Here is a 20,534-nt window from a genome sequence, read left to right as displayed (position 1 = left end):
GGACACGACGCTAACGTTGCGTGTATGAGCGCACCGATCGATCCCACGTCCACGTCCGCCTGGGCTGAGCTGTCGGCCATCCGGGACTCGTTCTCACCCGACCTGCGCGGCTGGTTCGCCGACGACCCGACCCGCGTCGAGCGTCTCTCGCTGCCGCTGGCCGATCTGCACGTCGACCTGTCGAAGAACCTCGTGACCGACGAGATCGTCGCCTCGCTCGTGCGGCTGGCGGAGCAGACGGGTGTCGCCGAGCGCTATGCGGCGATGCTGGCGGGCGAGCACATCAACACCACCGAAGACCGCGCTGTGCTGCACACGGCGCTGCGTCGCCCTGAGGGCGCGTCTCCTGCGCTGGTCGTCGACGGGCAGGACGTCGACGACGACGTGCAGTCCGTGCTCGCCTCGATGTCGGCGTTCGCCGACCGGGTGCGCTCAGGCGACTGGGCCGGCGTCACGGGCAAGAAGGTCACGCACGTCGTGAACATCGGCATCGGCGGCTCGGACCTGGGCCCCGTCATGGTCTACGAGGCGCTCAAGCCGCTGGCCGATGCCGGGATCGAGGCGCGGTTCGTGTCGAACATCGACCCGACCGACATCGCGCAGAAGACGACCGACCTCGATCCCGAGACGACTCTGTTCATCGTGGCATCGAAGACCTTCACGACGCTCGAGACGCTGACCAACGCGCGCCTCGCGCGCGACTGGCTGTGGGCCGGGCTCTCGGCATCCGGTGTGATGGATGACGACGACGCGAGCCGCAAGGGCGCCGTCGCCCACCACTTCGTCGCGGTCTCGACCGCCCTCGACAAGGTCGAGGCGTTCGGCATCGACCCGAAGAACGCGTTCGGCTTCTGGGACTGGGTGGGCGGCCGCTACTCGGTCGACTCGGCGATCGGGCTGTCGCTCGCCATCGTCTTCGGACCATCCGCTTTCCGCGAGCTGCTCGCCGGCTTCCACGCCGTCGACGAGCATGTGCGCACCACGCCGCTGGCGCAGAACGTGCCGGTGCTGATGGGGCTGCTGAACGTCTGGTACGTGAACTTCCTCGGCGCGCAGTCGCACGCCGTGCTCCCCTACGCGCAGCAGCTGAGCCGCTTCGCCGCATATCTGCAGCAGCTGACGATGGAGTCGAACGGCAAGTCTGTGCGATGGGACGGCACGCCCGTCACGACCGACACCGGCGAGGTGTTCTGGGGCGAACCGGGCACGAACGGCCAGCACGCGTTCTACCAGCTGATCCACCAGGGCACGCGTCTGATCCCGGCCGACTTCATCGCCTTCGTGAACCCCGCCTACCCGCTGACCGACGGCGGCACCGACGTGCACGGCCTGTTCCTGGCGAACTTCCTCGCGCAGACCAAGGCCCTCGCGTTCGGCAAGACGGCCGAAGAGGTCGAGGCCGAGGGCACGACCGGTGCCCTCGTCGCCGCGCGGACGTTCCCCGGCAATCGCCCGACGACGTCGATCTTCGCTCCCGCGCTCACGCCGGCCGTGCTCGGCCAGCTCATCGCGCTGTACGAGCACATCACGTTCACGCAGGGCGTGATCTGGGGCATCAACTCCTTCGATCAGTGGGGTGTCGAGCTGGGCAAGCAGCTGGCCATGCAGATCGCCCCGGCTATCGAGGGCGACGAAGAGGCCCTCGCGGCGCAGGACCCGTCGACCAAGGCCCTGCTCGCCTACTACCAGGCGAACCGCGCCCGCTGATTCCCGCACCGGATGCCCGTAGCGCAGCAGCCGGGCATCCGGAACCCCCTGCTCGACGGCAGCCGCCGCGCGTACCGTGCGGTGCATGGATGACACGCTCAGCGCACTTCTGATCAACTGCACCCTCAAGCCGTCGCCCTCCGGCTCGAGCACCCACGTTCTGGGCGAGCAGGTGCTGAACGCCCTGGCCGAGCACGGGGTGACCGCCGACCGCATCCGCGCGGTCGACCACGACATCCGGCCCGGCGTTCAGGCCGACATGGGCGACGGCGATCAGTGGCCTTCGCTGCGAGAGCGGGTGCTCGCGGCCGACATCCTCGTGTTCGCGACGCCGACGTGGATGGGTCAGCATTCGAGCGTCGCGCAGCGCGTGCTCGAGCGGCTCGACGCCGAGCTCAGCGAGACCGATGAGCAGGGCCGCCCGACGCTGTTCGACAAGGTGGCGCTCGCCGTCATCGTGGGCAACGAAGACGGCGCGCACCACATCGCGGCGATCCTGTTCCAGTCGCTGAACGACGTCGGCTTCACGATTCCCGCGCAGGGCTCGATCTACTGGAACGGCGAGGCGATGGGCTCGACCGACTACAAGGACCTCGACGAGACGCCCGAGAAGGTCGCGCAGACGATCACGACCGCGGCGGCGAACGCCGCGCACCTGGCCCGGATGCTCAAGGAGCAGGCGTACCCGAAGGCCTGATCGCCACGCAGAGACAGAGGCAGGCGGATGCCCGTGGGCATCCGCCTTCCTCCGTTCGTCAGGCGCGGCGCAGCTGCGCGGCCGCCGGGCAGTCGAACGGGTCGGCCCCGGCGGCGAGGCCGACGCGGTTCAGGTACTCGATGACGATCGCGTACGAGCGGCCCAGGCTCGTCTCGGTGTACGGGACGTTGTTCGAGAGGCAGTAGTCGCGAACGATCTCGCGTGCCTTCGCGAGGTGCGGGCGGGGCATGTTCGGGAACAGGTGGTGCTCCACCTGGTAGTTGAGACCGCCCATGAGCGCGGTCGCCCACCAGCCGCCGCGGATGTTGCGAGAGGTGCGCACCTGCTTCGAGAAGAAGTCCAGGCGGGCGTTCGGGTCGATGATCGGCATCCCCTTGTGGTTCGGCGCGAAAGACGCCCCCATGTAGACGCCGAAGACAGCCAGCTGCACGCCCATGAACGCGAACGCCATTCCGAGCGGAAGCATCATGAACACCGGGATCAGCACGATCGCGAAGCGCACGGCGATGATGGCGAGCTCGGTCCAGCGTCCCTTGACCTTCTTCTTCGTCAGGAGGTGCTTCAGCCCGATGTAGTGGAGGTTCAGGCCTTCGAGCGTCAGCAGCGGGAAGAACAGCCACCCCTGCTTGCGGGTGATGAGGCGGATCAGTCCGCGCGACTTCGCGGCGTCCTCTTCGAGGAACGAGATGGTGTCGACCTCGATGTCGGGGTCCTTGCCGACCTGATTCGGGTTGCCGTGATGCTTGGTGTGCTTGGAGTCCCACCACGAGTAGCTCATGCCGATCGAGCCCGCGAGGATGCGGGCGAGCCGGAAGTTCGCCGGCCCCGAGCTCAGGATCTGCCGGTGGGCGGCCTCGTGGGAGAGGAAGGCGATCTGGGTGAAGATGATGCCGAGTGCTCCGGCGATCAGCAGCTGGAACCAGCTGTCGCCGAGCAGGATGAACCCCGTGACGGCTCCACCCAGCGCGAGGGCGATGCCGGCGGCGACGAGGATGTAGAACCAGGAGGCGCGCTGCAGCAGTCCGGTCTCGCGGACGACCTGCGACACCTGCTTGTAGGCGTGTGCCATCGGGGGGAACTCGGCCGTGCCCGAGTAGGTCTGGCGGACCGGTCCGAGGATCGCTGCGCCGCTGTCGACGTCGGTGTCGATGTGGGTGGAACTGATGATGCTCTCCTGCCGATCGGATGCCCTTGAGCTGCGTCAGCCAAAGGCGGATGCCGATCGCTGGTGCCCACGCTACGCGGGTCGGTATGCGTGCGGGCGCATACGTCGTCATCTTTCTCCGGGGGCGGACACGGACTTGGTGATCGCGGCGGCGAGCAGGAAGACTGTTCGGATGACCGACGACTCCCCGTCCTCCCCCTACTCGCGACCCGTCTCTCCCGAGACGTCGGCGGGCCACGCGGTTGCAGGCAAGAAGCTCCGCTCCCGTCACGTGATGATGATCACCCTGGGCGGGATCATCGGCGCGAGCCTCTTCGTCGGCTCCGGCAATGTCATCCGCTCGGTCGGGCCGGCGGCCATCCTCTCGTACCTGCTCGGCGGCCTGCTGGTGTTCCTCGCCATGCGCATGCTGGGCGAGATGGCGGCGGCGCGTCCGACCATCGGGTCGTTCATGGAGTACGCCCGCGTCGGACTGGGCGACTGGGCCGCCTATCTCGTGGGCTGGCTGTACTGGTACTTCTGGGTCGGCGTCCTCGCGTACGAGGCGGTGCTCGGCGGCGAGACCCTGCACGAGTGGTTCGCCTTCCTCCCGTCGTGGGCGTGGTCGCTGCTGCTGATCCTCATCTTCATCGGCACCAACGCCATCTCGGTGCGCACCTTCGGCGAGGTCGAGTTCTGGCTCGCGAGCATCAAGGTCATCGCCATCGTGGTGTTCCTCGGCGCAGGTCTGCTGTTCGCTCTGGGCCTGTGGCCCAACGCCTCCTTCTCCGTGCCGAACCTGTGGGAGCACGGCGGCTTCGCCCCGAACGGCATCGGCGTGGCGCTGACGGGAGTGGCGCTCGTCATCTTCTCGTACTTCGGCACCGAGATCGCCGTGATGGCCGCCGCCGAGTCGGAGGATCCCGCCAAGGGCATCCGCCAGGCGACGAGCACGGTGATCTGGCGCATCCTGCTGTTCTTCGTCGGCGCTGTGCTGATCATCACCATGGTCATCCCGTGGAACGAGCTTCCCGAGCCCGTGAACGTGGCGGCCGCGCCCTTCACGCAGGTGTTCTCGCTGCTGGGGCTGCCCGGCGCCGCCGTCGTGATGCAGCTCGTGATCTTCACCGCCGTGATCTCGGTGCTCAACTCGGGCCTGTACTCGGCATCGCGCATGTTCGCAGCGCTCGCCGATCAGGGCTTCGCACCGCGGTTCGTCGCCAAGCGGTCTCGTAACGGCGTGCCGCTGTGGGCCCTGGTCGCGTCGACCAGCGGCGCTGTCGTCGCCACGATCGTGAACTTCGCGGCCCCCGCCTCGGGCGTCTTCGACTTCATCATGAACTCGGCCGGCCTGGTCGCGCTGTTCGTGTACGTCTTCATCGCGCTCACCCAGATGCGTCTCCGCCAGAAGATGACTCCCGAGGAGGTCGCCGGCCTGAAGCTACGCATGTGGCTGCACCCGTGGCTGAACATCCTGCTCATCGTCGCGATCGCCGCCGTCTTCGTCGTCATGCTCACCACCGAGGCGGGACGCACCCAGGTGTGGACGAGCCTGATCGCGACGGGCGTGCTCATCGCGGTCTGGCCGCTGGTGAGGCGCAACCTGCGCAAGCGCAGGGCGGCGGCCGACGCCGGGGTGCCGAGCGCCTGATCCCGGCCTGCGCCCTCTGCGTCCGATGTCGGTGGCCAGGCGTAGCGTGACGACGGGGGCGCGTGCTCCCGCGATCTCGAGGAAGGCGCAGCAGCATGGACTGGAAGATCGAGCTCATCTTCGTACCGGTGACCGATGTCGACCGCTCGAAGGAGTTCTACGTCAAGATCGGCTTCAACCCCGACCACGATCAGCAGGTGAACGACGAGCTGCGCTTCGTGCAGATGACCCCGCCGGGGTCGGCGTGCTCGATCGCCTTCGGCACGGGCCTCGGCGTCGACCTCGAACCCGGGCAGCAGAACACGATCCAGGTCGTCGTGCCTGATGCCGATGAGGCGCTGGCGCACCTGCGGTCGGTCGGCGTCGACGCTCGCGGTGTCGATGAGCTCGCCTGGGGCCGCTTCGTGACCTTCGACGACCCCGACGGCAACACCTGGACGCTGCAGCAGCTGCCCGACTACGGCGCGCAGGGCTGAGCAGCCGCAGGGCGGCTGCAGCAGCTGCCCGACTACGGCGCGCAGGGCTGAGCAGCCGCAGGGCGCGGACGAGAAGAGGGGGATGCTGCACAGCATCCGCCCTCTTCTGCCCGGGCTCGATCAGGAGCTGGTGACGGGCGCGGGTTCGTCGAGCAGAGGGGCGCGGAAGTTCGAGCCCACACGGGGCCCCTGGGCGAAGTAGTGACGGAAGCTGTAGTACAGCGGCTGCCACTTGTCGGTGTCCACGCGATCGGGGCCCTGAGGCCTCAGGATGCTCTCGTACGCGTGAACACGCAGGATCTCGGCCTCGACGGCGACCGCGCTGCCGCCGTCGATCTCGATGAGCTGCGCGACGCGCGCCTCGATCTGCACGGGGCATTCGCCGATCCGAGCTGGAAGGACGTCCTGCGAGCCGACGCGCGTGAAGCCGCCGAGGCTCCACTTGTCGCTCTCGTGACGATAGCTCGCCTTCTTCTCGTCGGGAACGGGCGTGCGGCCCGTGGTCGGGGCGATCGCCTCGACGGCAGGCGCGAGGTCGGCCGAGGGCAGGTTGATGACGAGCTCGCCGACGCGCTGCAGGTTGGCGTATGCCTGACCCTCCGCGCCCAGTCCGAGCATGTAGCGATCGCCCAGGGCCCATGCCGATGAGATCGGGCTGATGTTCGACGATCCGTCCGGGTTGACCGTGGTGATCAAGGCGACAGGTGTCCCGAAGTACAGCACCGGCAGATCGACATTCCTGGTTCTCTCCATCCCTCCATTCTCGGCCAGCGCCGCGTCGGCCGAGGACGCGCACGGGTTCGGCAGTCGCGGCTCTCAGACGCGAAGCGGGCGGATGCTGCACAGCATCCGCCCTCTTCCGCCCGTTCCGATCAGGAGCTGGTGACCGGCGCCCACGCGCCGATGCCCACCTCGTCGAGCTCGGCACCCGCGGCGAACCTGTCCAGCCGGAAGGCGTCGAGCACCGGCGATGGCTTGCCCGTGACGATCTCCTCTGCGACGAGCTCCCCGAGGATGAGCCCGAGGGTGGCGCCCGAGTGCGTGAACAGCGTGGAGAGGTTGTCGATGCCCGGCACCGGCCCGACCACGGGCTCGCCGTCGCCCGGGATGGGCTTCAGGCCGGCCGCCACGCGCTGTGCGACGAGCGTGGGGTGGCCGGCGAGCACGCGCGATCCCTCGTCGAGCAGACCGCGCACCGACTCCTCGGGCACGGTGAGCGATCCGTCGGGCTCCACGACGATCGACCGCTCGGCCCAGTCGGCGTCGAGCACGAGGCGTCCGTCGGGCATGGGGCGCACGGCGACGCGCGGGGTGTTCAGCACCGTCCTCACCCGAGGCTCGACCGGTTCGGTGATGACGACGAACGCCGCGGGGGTGGCGTCGGGCACCGTCACGCCGAGGGCCGCGAGCTGGGCGGGAACGTCGCCGCCGGTGGCCAGCACCACCCGGTCGGCCGCCAGCGGAGTGCCGTCGCCGAGGACGACGCCGGCAGCGGCGCCATCGCGCACATCCACGCGCACCTCTCCGGCGTTCTCGATCAGTTCCGCCCCGTCCGCTGCCGCCTCAGCGAGCAGGGCGGCGATGAGGTCGGGCAGGTTCACCCAGCCCTCTCCCCTGTTGAAGATCGCGCCCTCACTCGAGACCGCATCGGCATCCACATCGGGCGCCAGAATCGCGATCTGCTCCTTGTCGAGCCACTGCGAGTCATAGCCGCCCGCGCGCTCGTAGTCGAACGTGTCGCGGAAGCTCTCATCCTCGCCGCCCCACTTCAGAGCCCCGTCGAAGCGCAGGTAAGAGGAGCTGTCGGGGTGCCGCTCCCGCCAGGTGCGGTAGCGGTCGAGCCCTATCAGGCGCAGATAGCGGTACTCCGTTGAGCGCGCGCCCGAGGAGTTCAGCCAGGCGATCGAGCGACCGGATGCCCCGTCGCCCGGCTTCCCGGCGGTGACGAGCGTCACCCGGGCGCCGGAGCGCGCGAGGTGCGCTGCGGTCGACGCGCCGAGGATCCCGGCGCCGATCACGACGACGTGCAGTGGCTGCGAGTTGGTCATCTTCATCCTTCGTTCTGTTCGGAGAGGTCGGGGCGACGCAGGGGCGTCTCGGCGTGCAGACGCTCGATGATCTCGAGCACCGCGACGGCGTCGGCCGGGTCGACCGGCAGGTCGGCGTCGTGGCGGAGCGCGTCCGCGAGGGCGCGGTAGAAGGCGCCATAGTCTCCGCGGCGCATCGGCAGCGGCTCCAGCGAGCCCTCCACACCGAAGAGCCCCCATCGCGAGGCCGGCGTGACGCCGTAGTCCTCGTCGGCGGGCGAGGCTCCGGCGCCCAGCGCGGCCTCCTGCCCGTCCAGGCCATGACTCGTGTACCCGCTGAGCGAGCCGAGCACGTGGAATCGAGGCCCGAACTGCGGCGCGAGAGAGTTCATCCACAGGTGCGAGATGGTGCCCGACTCGTGCTGCAGCGCGACGAAAGCGTCGTCATCGGCGAGGCCGCCTGGCCTGTTCACCGCCAGCTCGGCCCTCGCCTCGGCGACCGGCCCGAACAGCTGCACGGCCTGATCGATGAGGTGCGTGCCGAGATCGAACAGGATGCCGCCGCCCTGAGCCGCTGACGCCTCGGCCTTCCAGCTCGCCCGCACCTCGGGCTTGTACCACTCGAAGCGCGACTCGAAGCGACGCACCGCGCCGAGGCGACCGGTCTCGGTCAGCTCGCGGACGGTCTGGAAATCGCCGTCCCAGCGCCTGTTCTGGAACACCGTGATCCGGCGGCCGAGCCTCTGGGCGTGCGCGATCAGCGCGCGGCCCTCCTCCGAGGTGGGCGTGAACGGCTTGTCGACGACGACGTCCAGGCCTGCATCGAGCGCGGCGGTCGCGATGCCGGCGTGCGTGGCCGGCGGCGTGCCGATCACGACCAGGTCGAGGTCGCCTGCGCCCGCCAGCATCTCCTCGACGGATGCGAGCACCCGGGCATCCGGATGCTGCGCTGCGGCATCCGCCGCGCGGCCCGCGTCGCCGGTGACGATGACACCGAGCGAGAACGCCGGATCGGCGTCGAGGAACGGCGAGTGGAACACGCGGCCGGAGACTCCGTAGCCGATGACGGCGGTGCGGATCGGGTCGGCTGACGTCGTCGCCATCACAGCACCTCCGAGAGGAAGAGGCGCAGGCGGTCGCTCTGGGGATCGTCGAAGATCTGCTCGGGCGTGCCCGCCTCGACCACTCGCCCTTCGTCCATGAAGACGACCTGGTCGGCGACCTTGCGTGCGAAGCCCATCTCGTGCGTCACGACGAGCATCGTCATGCCGCGCTGGGCGAGCTCAGCCATCAGGTTGAGCACGCCCTTGACCAGCTCGGGGTCGAGAGCGCTGGTCGCCTCGTCGAAGAGCATGACCTCGGGCTCCATGGCCAGGGCACGGGCGATCGCGACGCGCTGCTGCTGCCCGCCCGAGAGGTCTCGGGGTCGGTGATCTGCGCGCTCGGCCAGGCCGACCTCGGTGAGCCTGGCGAGGGCGATGCGCTCGGCCTCGCCCTTCGGGAGGCGCTTCACGTTGCGCAGTGCAAGAGCGACGTTCTGCTGCGCGGTGTGGTCGGGGAACAGGTTGAAGTGCTGGAAGACGAGTCCTACCCGGCGGCGCAGCACGTCGGGCTTGAGGGTCAGCGCGTCGTCGTCCGCGAGGAGGACCTGGCCGGCCTTGGGCTCGTGGAGGCGGTTCACGCCCCGCAGCAGCGTGGACTTGCCCGATCCCGAGGGTCCGATGATGCAGGTCGTGGTGCCGGGCTCGACGGTGAGCGAGACGTCGTTGATGACGTCGATGTCGCCGTACGCCATGCGGAGGTTCTCGATCCGAAGCCGGGAGCCCTCGTAGAAGCGACCCTCGGTGACGGGCAGGGGCGAGGTGTAGGTCATGTGTTCTCTCCACGGGTGTAGACCGGGCTGAGGGACTGCTCGGCGACCTCTTCCAGGCCGCTCTTGGGCGGGGTGGGCTTGCGGCGGCCGGTGCGGAACCGGTTGTCGAAGTAGTTGACCAGGTGGGTCAGCGGCACGGTGATGACGAGGTAGAAGATGCCGGCCATCACCAGCGGTGACAGGTTGCCGGTCAGCACTGCGGCATCCTGGCCGACGCGGAACAGCTCCCGCTCCGTCACCAGCAGCCCGAGGAAGTACACCAGCGAGGAGTCCTTCACGATGGCGATGAACTGGTTCACCAGCGCCGGCAGGACCCGGCGGATGCCCTGAGGGACCACCACCAGGCGCATGGCCGAGCCGTAGCTCATGCCGAGAGCCCGGCAGGCCTCGAGCTGACCTCGTTCGACGGACTGGATGCCGGCGCGGAAGATCTCGCCGATGTACGCGCCCGCGATCAGGCTCAGGGCCAGGATGCCGAGCGGGTACGGCGAGGGACCGAACATCTGCCGGCTGATCGAGGCGAAGCCCTGCCCGATCAGCAGAATCGTCAGGATCGCGGGCAGCCCGCGGAAGACGTCGGTGTAGATACGGGCGGGAACGCGCAGCCACGCGGTGCGGGCGACGCCCATGACCGCGAGGATCATGCCGATGACGATGCCGAGCACGGTGGCGGCCACCGAGATGATCAGGGTGTTCACCAGCCCCGTGCCGAGCAGCTGCGGAAGAACCTTCCACATCGCCTCGAAGTCGAGGAACGTCTTGATGAGCTTGTCGAGCCAGTCCATGGGATCTCCTGTTCGAGGTGCGGGGCCACGGTCGCCCGAGGCCCCGCACCGACGAGGCGATTACTCGCCGTCGCCCTCGCCCTGCTCGTCGCTGGGCAGATACTGGTCGGGCATCGGGGAGCCCGGGAACCACTTCTCGTAGAGCTCCTTCCAGGTGCCGTCCTCCATCGCGTCGTGCAGGGCGTCGTTCAGCGCCTCCTTGAACTCGTCTTTGCCCTTCGCGATCGCGAAGCCGGCCGGCGCGTCGAACGACGGGATGTCGATCGCGTTCTCGAGGCCGTACTGCTCGGCGTACTCCTTGGCGGCCTCGTAGTCGAGGAAGTGCGCGTCGATCGAGCCGCTGTTGACTGCGGAGATCGCCGAGTTGTTGTCCGGGAAGCGGACGAGCTCGGTGTCGGTGAAGTTCTTCACGGCGTAGGCCTCCTGCAGGGTGCCCTGCACCACGCCGAGACGCTTGCCGGCGAGGCTCTCCTCGTCGGTGATGTCGCTGTCGGGGCTCGCCATCACCGTGAGGTAGCCGGCGAGGTATCCGTCCGAGAAGTCGACCGTCTGCTTGCGCTCGTCGGTGATGCCGATCGCGGCCACGCCGACGTCGAACTGGCCGTTCGCGACGGCGGCGAGCAGGCCCGAGAAGTCCTGACCGGTGAAGACGACCTTGTCGATGCCGATGCGCTTCGCCACGTCGGTGAACAGCTCGACGTCGAAGCCGGTGAACTCGCCGGACTCGTCGGTGAACGTGTAGGGCTTGGAGTCGCCGAGGCTGGCGACGCGGATCTCGCCGGGGGTGATGAGCCCGTAGGGGTTGTCTCCCGACGCATCGGCGCCGTCGCCGCCGGTGGCGGCGGAGGGCGAGCACGCGGCGAGCGCGATCGCGGCGGTGGCCGCGACGGCGGCGAGCGCCGTGCGGCGGAGGGTGGAGCGGATGCTCATGGTGTTCCTCTCTGAACTGCAGATCCACGGGGTGGAGGGGGCTTGTGGTGAGACCGGTCTCAAACTGCTAGATTGAGACCGGTCTCAATTCGTTTCGATGGACGCTACACGGCTTCCGACGCGACGTCAACCGATAGGTTCGAGAGCGATCCACCGCTGGCGCGGAGACACGAGAGGACGACATGAGCGAAACGGGAACCGGGCGCCGAGAGGCCACGGTCAGCGATGTCGCTCGGGTCGCGCGGGTATCGAAGGCCACGGCGGCACGGGCGCTCGGCGACTACGGCGCCGTCAGCGATGCCGTACGCGACCGGGTGCAGAAGGCGGCGGATGAGCTCGGCTACCGGCCGAATGCGCTCGCACGCACCATGAGCACCGGACGGTCGAACACTCTCGGCATCATCATCGGAGACATCGAGAACCCGTTCTTCGCCAAGGCCACCCGCGGGGCGGCGGATGTCGCCGCCGAGGCCGGCTACGACCTCATCCTGTCGAACTCCGACGAAGAGCCGTCGGTCGAGGCGAAGGCCGTCGCCGTGCAGCTCGCCAAGCAGGTCGACGGTCTTCTCATCGCACCTGCATCGTCGCTCGAGCCCGGCAATCTGCAGCCCGTGCTCGACGCGGGCCGACCACTCGTGCTCTTCGACCGCACGGTGCCCGGCGTCGACGTCGACGCGGTGATCACCGACAACCGCGCGGGCGCGCGGCAGCTCACAGAGCTCATGCTCGACGCCGGCCACCGCCGCATAGCGTTCATCTCCACGCTCGCCCACGACGGAGCCTTCCGCGCCGGAGAAGAGCTGTCGTCATCGGCGGTGGCCGACCGCGTCATCGGCTTCGTCGAGACTCTGGCCGCCGCGGGCATCGCGCACCCGGAATCCTTCGTCCACCTCAACGCTCGCCGCGACGGTGTCGACGTGCTCGCCGCCCGGCTGCTCGACGGCGAAGCCGCGGTGACCGCGATCATCGCATCCGACAGCCTGATCGCGCTGGCGGTGTTCAAGGCCGCACAGGAGCGTGGTGTCCTGATCCCCCAGCAGCTGTCGCTCGCGGGGTTCGATGACGCTCCGTGGATGAGCCTGACCACCCCCGGCGTCACCGTGGTCGAGCAGCCGATCCACGAGATCGGCGCGCAGGCGACGCGCACCCTGCTCCACCGCATCCGCGGCGACGGTCGCCCTCCCGAGACGACCGTGCTGCCTCAGACCCTCGTCGAGCGCGGGTCGGTGGCGGCACCGCCGGAGGACTGAGACGCGCCCCGCGTGGCGGACGGAGCGGGGCATGGAACGAAGGCGGCGCGCCGGCATCTGCGAGCGCACCGCCTTCGACCATTCATCTGCCTCGGATGGCCGCCGTCGCGGGTGCGTCGACCGTGAAATCGTCCGTCACCACCACGCCGTAGTCCTGCTCGGCCGACCGTCGTGACACGAAGCCGTTGCGCACGTCGTGCGCGACGGCAGCGGGGTCTCGCCGCAGCGGATCGCCGTAGCCGCCTCCGCCGCCCGTCTGGTTGACGAGCACATCTCCCGCGGCGAGCCGGTTGTAGCTGCCGCCCTGCACGACCTCCCGGTCCGTGCCGGGGTTGAGAACCACCCTGTTCGGCTTGCCCTCCGACCCGCCGTCGATGGCCCAGGGCTCCGTCTTCGTCTTGTAGACGAGGCAGATGCCCGTGGCGGGGGCTGTGAAGCGATACGACCGGCTCACGCCGACCCCGCCGCGGTGCTCCCCGGCACCACCTGTGTCAGGGCGGTAGCCGTAGTGATCGATGATCATCGAGGACTTCGCCTCCAGCACTTCGACCGGATTGTTGCGACAGCCCGGCTCCGAGAGGTGCATGATCCCGTCCTCGCCGTCGTGGTGCGCGGTGCCGCCGAAGCCGACCGCCTCATTGGTCGCCTCCTGCCACGGCTCGCCGGTGCGCGGGTTGACGCCGAGGCCCATCATCGAGCACACGTCACCGCCCGAGCAGGCGGGAACCAGCTCCGGCATGCCCTGGGCGAGGGCCTTCAGGATGACCTCGCCGGCGAGCAGACCGGTCCACAGGGTGAAGGTCGGCATGGGCGGCACGGCGTGCATCACCGACCCCGGCACCGTGACCACCCGCAACGGGGCGAAGTTTCCCGCGACGACCGGGGAGTCCGGAGTCGTGAGCGACTTGAAGATGAGGCTCGACAACGCCTCGGTCTGGCCGGGCGGCAGGTTGATGGGGCCTTCGACGTTCTCGGCGCTGCCTGTCCAGTCGACCATCATCTCCTCGTCCGTGACCGTCACTGTGCACTGCAGCTTGACGAGGTCGTCCTTGTTGATGCCGTCGTCGTCGACGTAGTCGACCGCGCTCCAGGTACCCTTGGGCAGCTTGGCGAGCGCCAGCCTGGCGAGCCTCTCACCGTGCTCGTTGATGGTCACCATCGCCTCGGTGAGCGTTCGGACGCCGTACTTGTCCGCGAGCTCCTGCGTGCGGCGCACGCCCGTCACGCACGCCGACACCTGCGCCTGGATGTCGCCGATCGTGTGCTTCGGCATGCGGCTGTTGAACCGGATGATGTTGAACACGTCCTCATTGCGCTCCCCCCGTCGGTACAGCTTCGAGGCGGGCAGCATCAGCCCCTCCTGCGAGCGGTCGGTCGAGTCGAGGACGTACCCCGGATCCTTCTGATTCAGGTCGGTCACATGCACACGGCAGGAGGCGAACCCGATCAGCTCGTCGTCCACATGGATCGGGGCGAAGACGAGCGGGTCGAGGGTGTGAGCGCTCGACCAGTACGGGAAGTTGATGATGAAGACGTCACCTGGTTCGATCGCGTCGGCGCCGAGGAACTCGACCGAGTGCTTGATGCCGGCATCGTTGCCCCTGGTGAAGACCGCGATGCCCGGCGCGTCCGCGACCACGTCGCCGTTGGCGTCGTGGATCCCGATCCCGTAATCGTGGATCTCGTAGACAACGGTGTTGTAGGCGGTGCGGCACAGGTTGCGCGCGACCTCCTCCGCGGCGGCCAGCAGGCCGTGCCTGATGATCTCGGTGGTGATGGCGTCGGCCACGTCAGGCCCCCTTCTTCGCGTACTGGATCGAGATGATGAGCTCGCCGTATGCGCCGACCTCGACTCGGTCGCCGGCGTGCAGCACAGTGGTCGCCGTGTGCTCGGTCACGACCACAGGCCCTTCGATGACGTCCCCGGCCAAGAGCTCCTCGCGCGAGACCAGGCCGTACTCCGCTGTCTCGTCGCCGTCGAGCACGACCGTGCGCGTTCGCAGCTCGGGCCTTCCGCCTTCCGGACGACGCGCCGCCTTCGGCAGATCCGGCTTGTCGACGACGCCGACCGCGCCGAGGCGCAGCGTCGTCGTCTCGATCGGGTCGTCCATGGTGTGGCCGTACTGACGCAGGTGCAGGCGGTCGAACTCCGAGCGGATGGCCGCTCGGGGGTCCGTGCTGTCGTCCGGGTAATCGACCGTGACCGAGTGCTCCTGCCCGGAGTACCGCACTGCGACGACCCGATGGAAGAGCATGCGCGCGTCGTCGAAGCCCTCGGCGCGCAGCGTCTCACGCGCCTCCGCCTCCATGCCTGCGTAGAGCGCATCGGCCGCGTCGGCGTCGAGCTCGTCGAGAGCCTGCAGGCTCGTGCGCGAGTAGTCGTGCTGCACGTCGGCCATCAGCATCCCGAGCGCAGAGAAGGCTCCCTGCCCCGGCGGGACGATCACCTCTGGAATCCCGAGCTCACGCGCCACGTCGACGGCGACCAAGCCACCGCCGCCGCCGAATGACAGCAGTGCGAAGTCCTTGGGGTCGTGTCCGAGCTCGATGGTGATCGCGCGTACCGCGCCCATGATCTTGGTGTTCGAGATCTTCACCATGCCCCGCGCCAGCTGGGTGACGCTCAGCCCCAGGGCCTCGGCGATCGGGCTGAGCGCTGTCAGCGACTTCTCCCGGTCGAGCGTGAGCTCGCCGCCGAGCGGGGTGTCCGTTCCGAGGTAGCCGATGGCGAGCGCGGCATCGGTGAACGTGGGCTCGGTACCGCCACGGCCGTACGCGGCCGGTCCAGGCATGGCGCCGGCGCTCTTCGGCCCGACCTGCAGGGCGCCGGCCTCGTCGAGGTAGCCGAGCGACCCGCCGCCGGCCCCGATCGTGTGGATGTAGAGCGAAGGCGTATTGATCGGGAGCCCCTCGAACTCCGCACCGTGATAGAGAACGGGGCTGCCGTCCTGCACCAGCGACGCGTCGAGGCTGGTGCCGCCCATGTCGATCGTGATGAGGTTGGGCCTGTCGATCAGCTTCGCGAAGGCGGCTGCACCGACGACACCGCCGGCAGGACCCGAGAGGATCAGGTTCACGGGCTGCTCGCGCGCGGCCGACGCGGTCATCGCCCCGCCTCCGGAGCGCGACATGAGGAAGCGCCCGTCGAAACCGCGCCGTTCGAGCTCGCCTTCCAGCGCCTTGAGATAGCTGCGCATGATGGGCTTGATGTAGGCATCCAGCACGGCGGTGCTCGTGCGCTCGTACTCCCGGTACTCGCGCGAGAGCTCATGCGACAGGGTGACTTCGACTCCCGGTGCCTCCTCGACGAGGATCTCGCGCATGCGCAGCTCGTGAGCGGGGTTCGCATACGCGTGCAGGAAGGCGACCGCCACCGCGTCGTACCCGCGACGGAGGATCTCACGAGCGACATCGCGGGCGTCGTCGTCGTCGAACGGCGTCGCGACCGAGCCGTCGAACATGCTGCGCTCGGTCACCTCGAAGGTGTCGTACCGCTCGAGCAGAGCCTCCGGCTTGCGGTAGGCGATGTCGTACATCACCCGCCGGTCCGTTCGTCCGAGCAGGTAGACGTCTCGGAAGCCGCGCGTCGCGATCGTCGCGATGCGCGCACCCGTGCGGGTCAGCAGGGAGTTCAGTCCCAGGGTGCTGCCGTGGTTGAACGTCGAGACCACGGCCGGATCGGCGTCGGCCTTCTCGAACGCGGCGAGCACCCCGGCCGTCGGTTCGCTCGGCGTGGTCGGCACCTTCTCGAAGCGGAGCTCGCCCGTCTCGGGCACGAGCTTCACCACGTCGGTGAATGTGCCTCCGACATCGATGGCGATTCGGACGTTCTCGGACATTGCAGGGGTCCTTCCGTGAGGGATGGGTGATGTTTTCGGGCAGCCCGTGGAGACCCGGGGTGACCCGGGCCGTCTCCGGCAGAGCTGCGAGGAGGTGGTGCTGCTAGCGCTTGCCTCGCCCGGCCGCGGCGAGGCCGACCGCCGCGAGGATGATGAAGCCGGTCACCATGTCCTTGAGCTGGGGGTTCAGGTTCAGCAGATCGAAGCCGTTGCCGATCAGGGCGATGAGGAAGACGCCAGCCACCGACCGCCAGACCGCGCCGATGCCGCCGTAGATGCTCGTCCCGCCGAGGATCACCGCCGCGATCGCGCTCAGCTCGAGACCGGCGCCGGCAAGCGGCTGTCCGGATGCGATCCGCGAGACACCGATCGCCGCGGCCGTGCCGGCCGCGAGACCGCTGATGACGAAGACCAGGATGCGCGTGCGATCCACGTGGATGCCGGAGAGCTCAGCCGCCTCCGCGTTGCCGCCGACGGCGTACACGCGGCGACCGAACAGCGTCCGCGACAGCACGAACCAGAGGATCGCCACCACGACGATCATCACCAGCACCGCGATGAAGACGCCGCCGACACGGTTGCGCCCGAGAGCGGTGAACCCGGGTGTCGTCACGGTGATCAGGCTGCCTCCGGTGATGAGCACGGCGATCGTCGTGAAGATCATCGACGACGCGAGCGTCGCGAGGAACGAGTGCACTCGAAGGCGGGTGATGACCGTGCCGTTGAAGGCCCCGAGAACGATGCCGATCACGGGCGCCGCGCCGAGGGCCAGCGCCACATTGCCCGTGGTCACCGCGAGCCACGCGGCCACGACGCCGGCCACGCTGTAGATCGCGCCGGTCGAGAGGTCGAAGTTCCCCGAGATGATCACGAACGTCCCGGCCGCGGCGATGATCACGAGCGGTGCGTTCTGGTTCAGGATGTTCACGATGTTGCCGAAGGTGAAGAACGACGGCGACAGGATCGCGAGCGCAACGAGCACGACGGCGAGCAGCAGCAGCACCGCGTACTCGATGACGAGTTCCTTCGCCGAGAACTTCCTGCGGGCGCGGGTTCGCGTCACGGTGGTGTTTGCGGCTTCCGTCATGCTGCCGGCTCCTCTCCGATGGTCACGTGGAAGAGCCGGAACAGCACTTCCTCCACAGTGGTCTGCTCGGGGACGATCTCCCCGAAGGTCTGGCCTTCCGAGACCAGGTAGGCGCGGTGGGCGAGCTCCATGATCTCCTCGTGCTCCGACGAGATCAGCAGCACCCCGATGCCCTGCGCTGCGAGCCGGACGATGAGCTCGTAGATCGTCCGCTTCGCGCCGACATCGACGCCGCGTGTCGGCTCGTCGAGGATGATCAGCTTCGGCTGCGCGGCGAGCGCCTTCCCCAATAGGGCCTTCTGCTGATTGCCTCCCGAGAACCATCCGACGGGCAGCTCGATGTCAGGCGGCCGGATCTCGAGCGATTCAGCGAGATCCCGCGCAATGCGCTTCTCGCTCCTCCGGTCGATGATCCCGCCACGCGCGCGGGCCGGCAGGCTCGAGAGCCCGATGTTCTCGCGCACCGATCGCTGCAGCACCAGGCCGTCCTTATGGCGGTCCTCCGAGACGAGCACCAGACCCGCGTCGATGGACTCCTTCGGTGTTCGGCGACCCCAGTCGCGGCCGTCGAAGCGGATCTCGCCCGAGACCACCGGGTCCAGGCCGAACACCGCACGCAGGCACTCGGTGCGCCCACTGCCGACGAGACCGAGCATCCCGACGATCTCACCGGGGCGCACCTCGAAGCTCATCCGCTCGACGCCCGTCGCGGTGCGCAGCTCCCGCACCGAGACGAGCGGGTCGACGAGTTGGGGTCGTGGCGGGCGATCCGGATACGCCTGATCCATCTCCCGGCCCAGCATCGAGGTCACCAGCTCCTGCTTCGACACCGACGTCGCGTCGACGGTCTCGATGCGGCGACCGTCCCGCATCACCGTGATGCGGTCGGCGACCCCGAGAACCGAGTCGAGGAAATGCGAGACGTAGATCACGCAGCAGCCGCGATCACGCAGCGTCCGCATCAGGTCCTCGAGCTGCTCCATCTCGTGCGCAGTCAGAGATGAGGTGGGTTCGTCCATCACGATGATCCGTGCGTCGCGGGCGAGGGCTCGAAGGATCTCGACCTTCTGCTGGTCGGCGATGCGCAGGTCACGCACCTTCTCCCCCGGGTCCAGGCCGAATCCGACCTGCGCGTCCAGCGCTTCGAATCGCTCTGCGACGTTGCGTCGCTCGATCCCGAAGCGGTGCTCCTCGGCACCCAGGAAGACGTTCTGTCCTACGGTCAGGTCGGGCACGAGCGCGAGCTCCTGCGCGATCATCACGATCCCCCGCCGCTGAGCGATCGCCGGGTTCCATCGGTCGACCACGGCGCCGTCGACCACGACCTCGCCGTGGTCGGCCGCATAGATGCCGGCGATCACCTTGCCGAGAGTCGACTTGCCTGCACCGTTCTCGCCGACGAAGGCGTGGATCTCACCCCCGCGGACCTCGAGAGACACACCGTCGAGCGCCTGGGTCGCGCCGAACCGCTTGCCCACTCCGCGCAGTTCGACCAGGATCGGCCCGCTGGCAGCATCCTGCATCGGATCAGCCGTTCCACTCACCGGTGAAGTCGGGCGCCGCCTCGAGGTCCTCCTTGGTGACCATCGGCGGGAGGTCGACGAGCGTGTCCGCGTCGACGACGGCCTCGACCTTCTCTCCGCGCAGCTTGTTGATCAGCTGCTCGAGCGCCGCCTCGCCCATGCTCACCGGGTAGTTCAGGTAGTCGTTCGTCCACTTCCCCTCGCGCACCGCCTTCACGGCCTCGGTGGTGCCGCCTCCGCCGGTGAGGAAGATGGAGGACGGGTCGATTCCTGCGTTCTCCAGGGCGATCTGCGCGCCCATCGTCTGCTGATCGGCGTTGCTCAGGATGCCGTTGATGTCCTTGTTCGCCTGCAGCAGGTTCGACACGGCCGTGAGCGACTTGTCGCGATCATATGCACCCTCGACGGTGCCGACGATCTCGATGTTGTCGTGCGCGCCGAGCACGTCCTTCCACGCCGCGATGCGAGCGACGTCGAGCGGCGAGTTCAGGAGTCCCGCCAGCAGGCCGATCTTGCACGGATCGATGTCCTTGCAGTACTCGACGACGGTCTCCGCCTGGCGCTCGGCCCCCGCCGAGGGCGGCGATGCCACGGTCGACACGACTCCCTCGGTCTGCGGCTCCATCTTGTCGATGTCGGGGCCGATCGGGTTCAGTACGGAGACGACGGGGATGTCATTGCCCAGTGGGAACGCTGCGGCGAGGCCCGGCCCGTCCTGCGGCACGACGATGACGCCGCTCGCCTGACCGGTCGTCCCGGCATTCTGCAACTGCGACAGCTGCGTGTTGGCGTCGAACTGGCCGTCCTGGATCTTGGTCGTGATGCTGATGCCGAGCTCTTTCTCGAGCTCCTTCGCCTTGTTCTGCACACCCTCGTACACGGCCTGGTTGTAGCCGTTCTGAGACGAGGACGCGAGGAACACTATCGAGAAGCCGTCGCCGTCACCGGCCCCGCCGCCGTCAGCACTGCAGGCGGCGAGGGAGACGCCGAGCGCGAGCACGCCGGCGCCGGCGATGATCCGTGGGAGGTGCGTCATTGCATTCTTCTTTCGTGAGGGGTTCGGGTGGGCTCAGATCTCGGTTCTGGATGCGCGGTGGTCGACCTCGTACAGCCGCCCGACCCCGATCCGGGCGTCGGCGAGCAGCGCCGACAGCTCAGGGGCGGTGCGCCCGCGATTCGGGTGGTCGAGCCACTCCTGATACGCGGCCTCATCGGGCCACACAGCCGTCACGATGATCTCGCCCGATCCGTCGATCGCCGTGGCGATCTCCGAGCTGACGGCACGGGTCAGGTCGAGTGATTCCTGCAGAATCGCCTCGCGGCGGTAGAGCCCCAGCACGGAATCCGCCTGCTCTGGTGAGGTATGCAGGGTCAGGACTGAGCGGATCATCAGGTCTCGTACTCCATTGTCTCGATCGTCTGGTGCGGCGGTGCGGCTCGGTCGATCCGCGACGCTGCCCCATGAAACTATCCACCCTCCGTTTCGGGCCTCTGTGCATGTTGCATATTGCGGAGGCATCTCGA

General features: G+C 68.4%; 18 protein-coding genes. 5 read left to right on the top strand and 13 right to left on the bottom strand.

The window, feature by feature from the left end:
• The first annotated feature begins 24 nt into the window (after window positions 1–24).
• Entirely contained in the window at window positions 25–1,707 is a 1,683-nt protein-coding gene (pgi, locus tag AB0N59_RS13935) for a glucose-6-phosphate isomerase (protein ID WP_363484501.1), read from the top strand.
• An 85-nt stretch (window positions 1,708–1,792) separates the two neighbouring features.
• Complete coding sequence (locus AB0N59_RS13930) at window positions 1,793–2,404, top strand: NAD(P)H-dependent oxidoreductase (protein ID WP_363484498.1); 612 nt, start codon at window positions 1,793–1,795, stop codon at window positions 2,402–2,404.
• Between the two features lie 58 nt (window positions 2,405–2,462).
• Here AB0N59_RS13930 and AB0N59_RS13925 read toward each other — a convergent pair whose 3' ends face one another.
• Window positions 2,463–3,590 (bottom strand): acyl-CoA desaturase, encoded by a 1,128-nt coding sequence (locus AB0N59_RS13925; protein WP_363485006.1) that lies wholly within the window; start codon window positions 3,588–3,590, stop codon window positions 2,463–2,465.
• 172 nt (window positions 3,591–3,762) lie between these two features.
• On the opposite strand from AB0N59_RS13925, the gene AB0N59_RS13920 reads away from it, so the two are divergent.
• A complete protein-coding gene (locus tag AB0N59_RS13920) occupies window positions 3,763–5,220 on the top strand; it encodes an amino acid permease (RefSeq protein WP_363484495.1) in 1,458 nt (485 codons plus the stop codon).
• Window positions 5,221–5,315: 95 nt separating this feature from the next.
• The gene (locus tag AB0N59_RS13915) at window positions 5,316–5,696 is read left to right on the top strand and encodes a VOC family protein (RefSeq protein WP_363484492.1); all 381 of its coding nucleotides are present in this window, start codon (window positions 5,316–5,318) and stop codon (window positions 5,694–5,696) included.
• A 120-nt stretch (window positions 5,697–5,816) separates the two neighbouring features.
• Here AB0N59_RS13915 and AB0N59_RS13910 read toward each other — a convergent pair whose 3' ends face one another.
• From AB0N59_RS13910 to AB0N59_RS13885, 6 genes are all read right to left on the bottom strand, one after another.
• Complete coding sequence (locus AB0N59_RS13910; protein ID WP_363484489.1) at window positions 5,817–6,449, bottom strand: flavin reductase family protein; 633 nt, start codon at window positions 6,447–6,449, stop codon at window positions 5,817–5,819.
• 119 nt (window positions 6,450–6,568) lie between these two features.
• Window positions 6,569–7,744: an FAD-binding oxidoreductase gene (locus AB0N59_RS13905; RefSeq protein ID WP_363484486.1), complete on the bottom strand. Its 1,176-nt coding sequence runs from the start codon at window positions 7,742–7,744 to the stop codon at window positions 6,569–6,571.
• Window positions 7,745–7,746: 2 nt separating this feature from the next.
• A complete protein-coding gene (locus tag AB0N59_RS13900; RefSeq protein ID WP_363484484.1) occupies window positions 7,747–8,826 on the bottom strand; it encodes a Gfo/Idh/MocA family oxidoreductase in 1,080 nt (359 codons plus the stop codon).
• Entirely contained in the window at window positions 8,826–9,596 is a 771-nt protein-coding gene (locus tag AB0N59_RS13895) for an amino acid ABC transporter ATP-binding protein (RefSeq protein WP_363484482.1), read from the bottom strand. Before AB0N59_RS13895 ends, AB0N59_RS13900 begins: the two co-directional genes overlap by 1 nt.
• Complete coding sequence (locus tag AB0N59_RS13890) at window positions 9,593–10,381, bottom strand: amino acid ABC transporter permease (protein WP_363484479.1); 789 nt, start codon at window positions 10,379–10,381, stop codon at window positions 9,593–9,595. The genes AB0N59_RS13895 and AB0N59_RS13890 overlap by 4 nt, the downstream gene beginning before the upstream one ends.
• A 60-nt stretch (window positions 10,382–10,441) precedes the next feature.
• A complete protein-coding gene (locus AB0N59_RS13885; protein WP_363484476.1) occupies window positions 10,442–11,311 on the bottom strand; it encodes an ABC transporter substrate-binding protein in 870 nt (289 codons plus the stop codon).
• A gap of 182 nt (window positions 11,312–11,493) precedes the next feature.
• Here AB0N59_RS13885 and AB0N59_RS13880 point away from each other — a divergent pair, with 182 nt between their 5' ends.
• Window positions 11,494–12,561 carry a LacI family DNA-binding transcriptional regulator gene (locus tag AB0N59_RS13880; protein WP_363484473.1) on the top strand — a complete coding sequence of 356 codons (1,068 nt, stop codon included), beginning with the start codon at window positions 11,494–11,496 and terminating at the stop codon, window positions 12,559–12,561.
• Window positions 12,562–12,643: 82 nt separating this feature from the next.
• On the opposite strand, the gene AB0N59_RS13875 is transcribed toward AB0N59_RS13880, so the two are convergent.
• The 6 genes from AB0N59_RS13875 to AB0N59_RS13850 form a co-directional block, all read right to left on the bottom strand.
• Entirely contained in the window at window positions 12,644–14,350 is a 1,707-nt protein-coding gene (locus tag AB0N59_RS13875) for a hydantoinase B/oxoprolinase family protein (RefSeq protein WP_363484470.1), read from the bottom strand.
• Window position 14,351: 1 nt separating this feature from the next.
• Complete coding sequence (locus AB0N59_RS13870; protein WP_363484467.1) at window positions 14,352–16,400, bottom strand: hydantoinase/oxoprolinase family protein; 2,049 nt, start codon at window positions 16,398–16,400, stop codon at window positions 14,352–14,354.
• A gap of 103 nt (window positions 16,401–16,503) precedes the next feature.
• A complete protein-coding gene (locus AB0N59_RS13865) occupies window positions 16,504–17,487 on the bottom strand; it encodes an ABC transporter permease (protein ID WP_204974226.1) in 984 nt (327 codons plus the stop codon).
• The gene (locus tag AB0N59_RS13860; protein WP_363484464.1) at window positions 17,484–19,010 is read right to left on the bottom strand and encodes a sugar ABC transporter ATP-binding protein; all 1,527 of its coding nucleotides are present in this window, start codon (window positions 19,008–19,010) and stop codon (window positions 17,484–17,486) included. The genes AB0N59_RS13865 and AB0N59_RS13860 overlap by 4 nt, the downstream gene beginning before the upstream one ends.
• A 4-nt stretch (window positions 19,011–19,014) precedes the next feature.
• Complete coding sequence (locus tag AB0N59_RS13855; RefSeq protein ID WP_363484461.1) at window positions 19,015–20,046, bottom strand: sugar ABC transporter substrate-binding protein; 1,032 nt, start codon at window positions 20,044–20,046, stop codon at window positions 19,015–19,017.
• 33 nt (window positions 20,047–20,079) lie between these two features.
• The gene (locus tag AB0N59_RS13850; RefSeq protein WP_363484458.1) at window positions 20,080–20,400 is read right to left on the bottom strand and encodes a hypothetical protein; all 321 of its coding nucleotides are present in this window, start codon (window positions 20,398–20,400) and stop codon (window positions 20,080–20,082) included.
• Window positions 20,401–20,534 lie beyond the last annotated feature (134 nt).

This window comes from Microbacterium sp. NPDC089321, assembly GCF_040684935.1.
Lineage (GTDB): Bacteria > Actinomycetota > Actinomycetes > Actinomycetales > Microbacteriaceae > Microbacterium.
The sequence above is the reverse complement of the archived record's forward strand: the minus strand, read 5'-3'. Positions and strand labels throughout refer to the sequence as shown.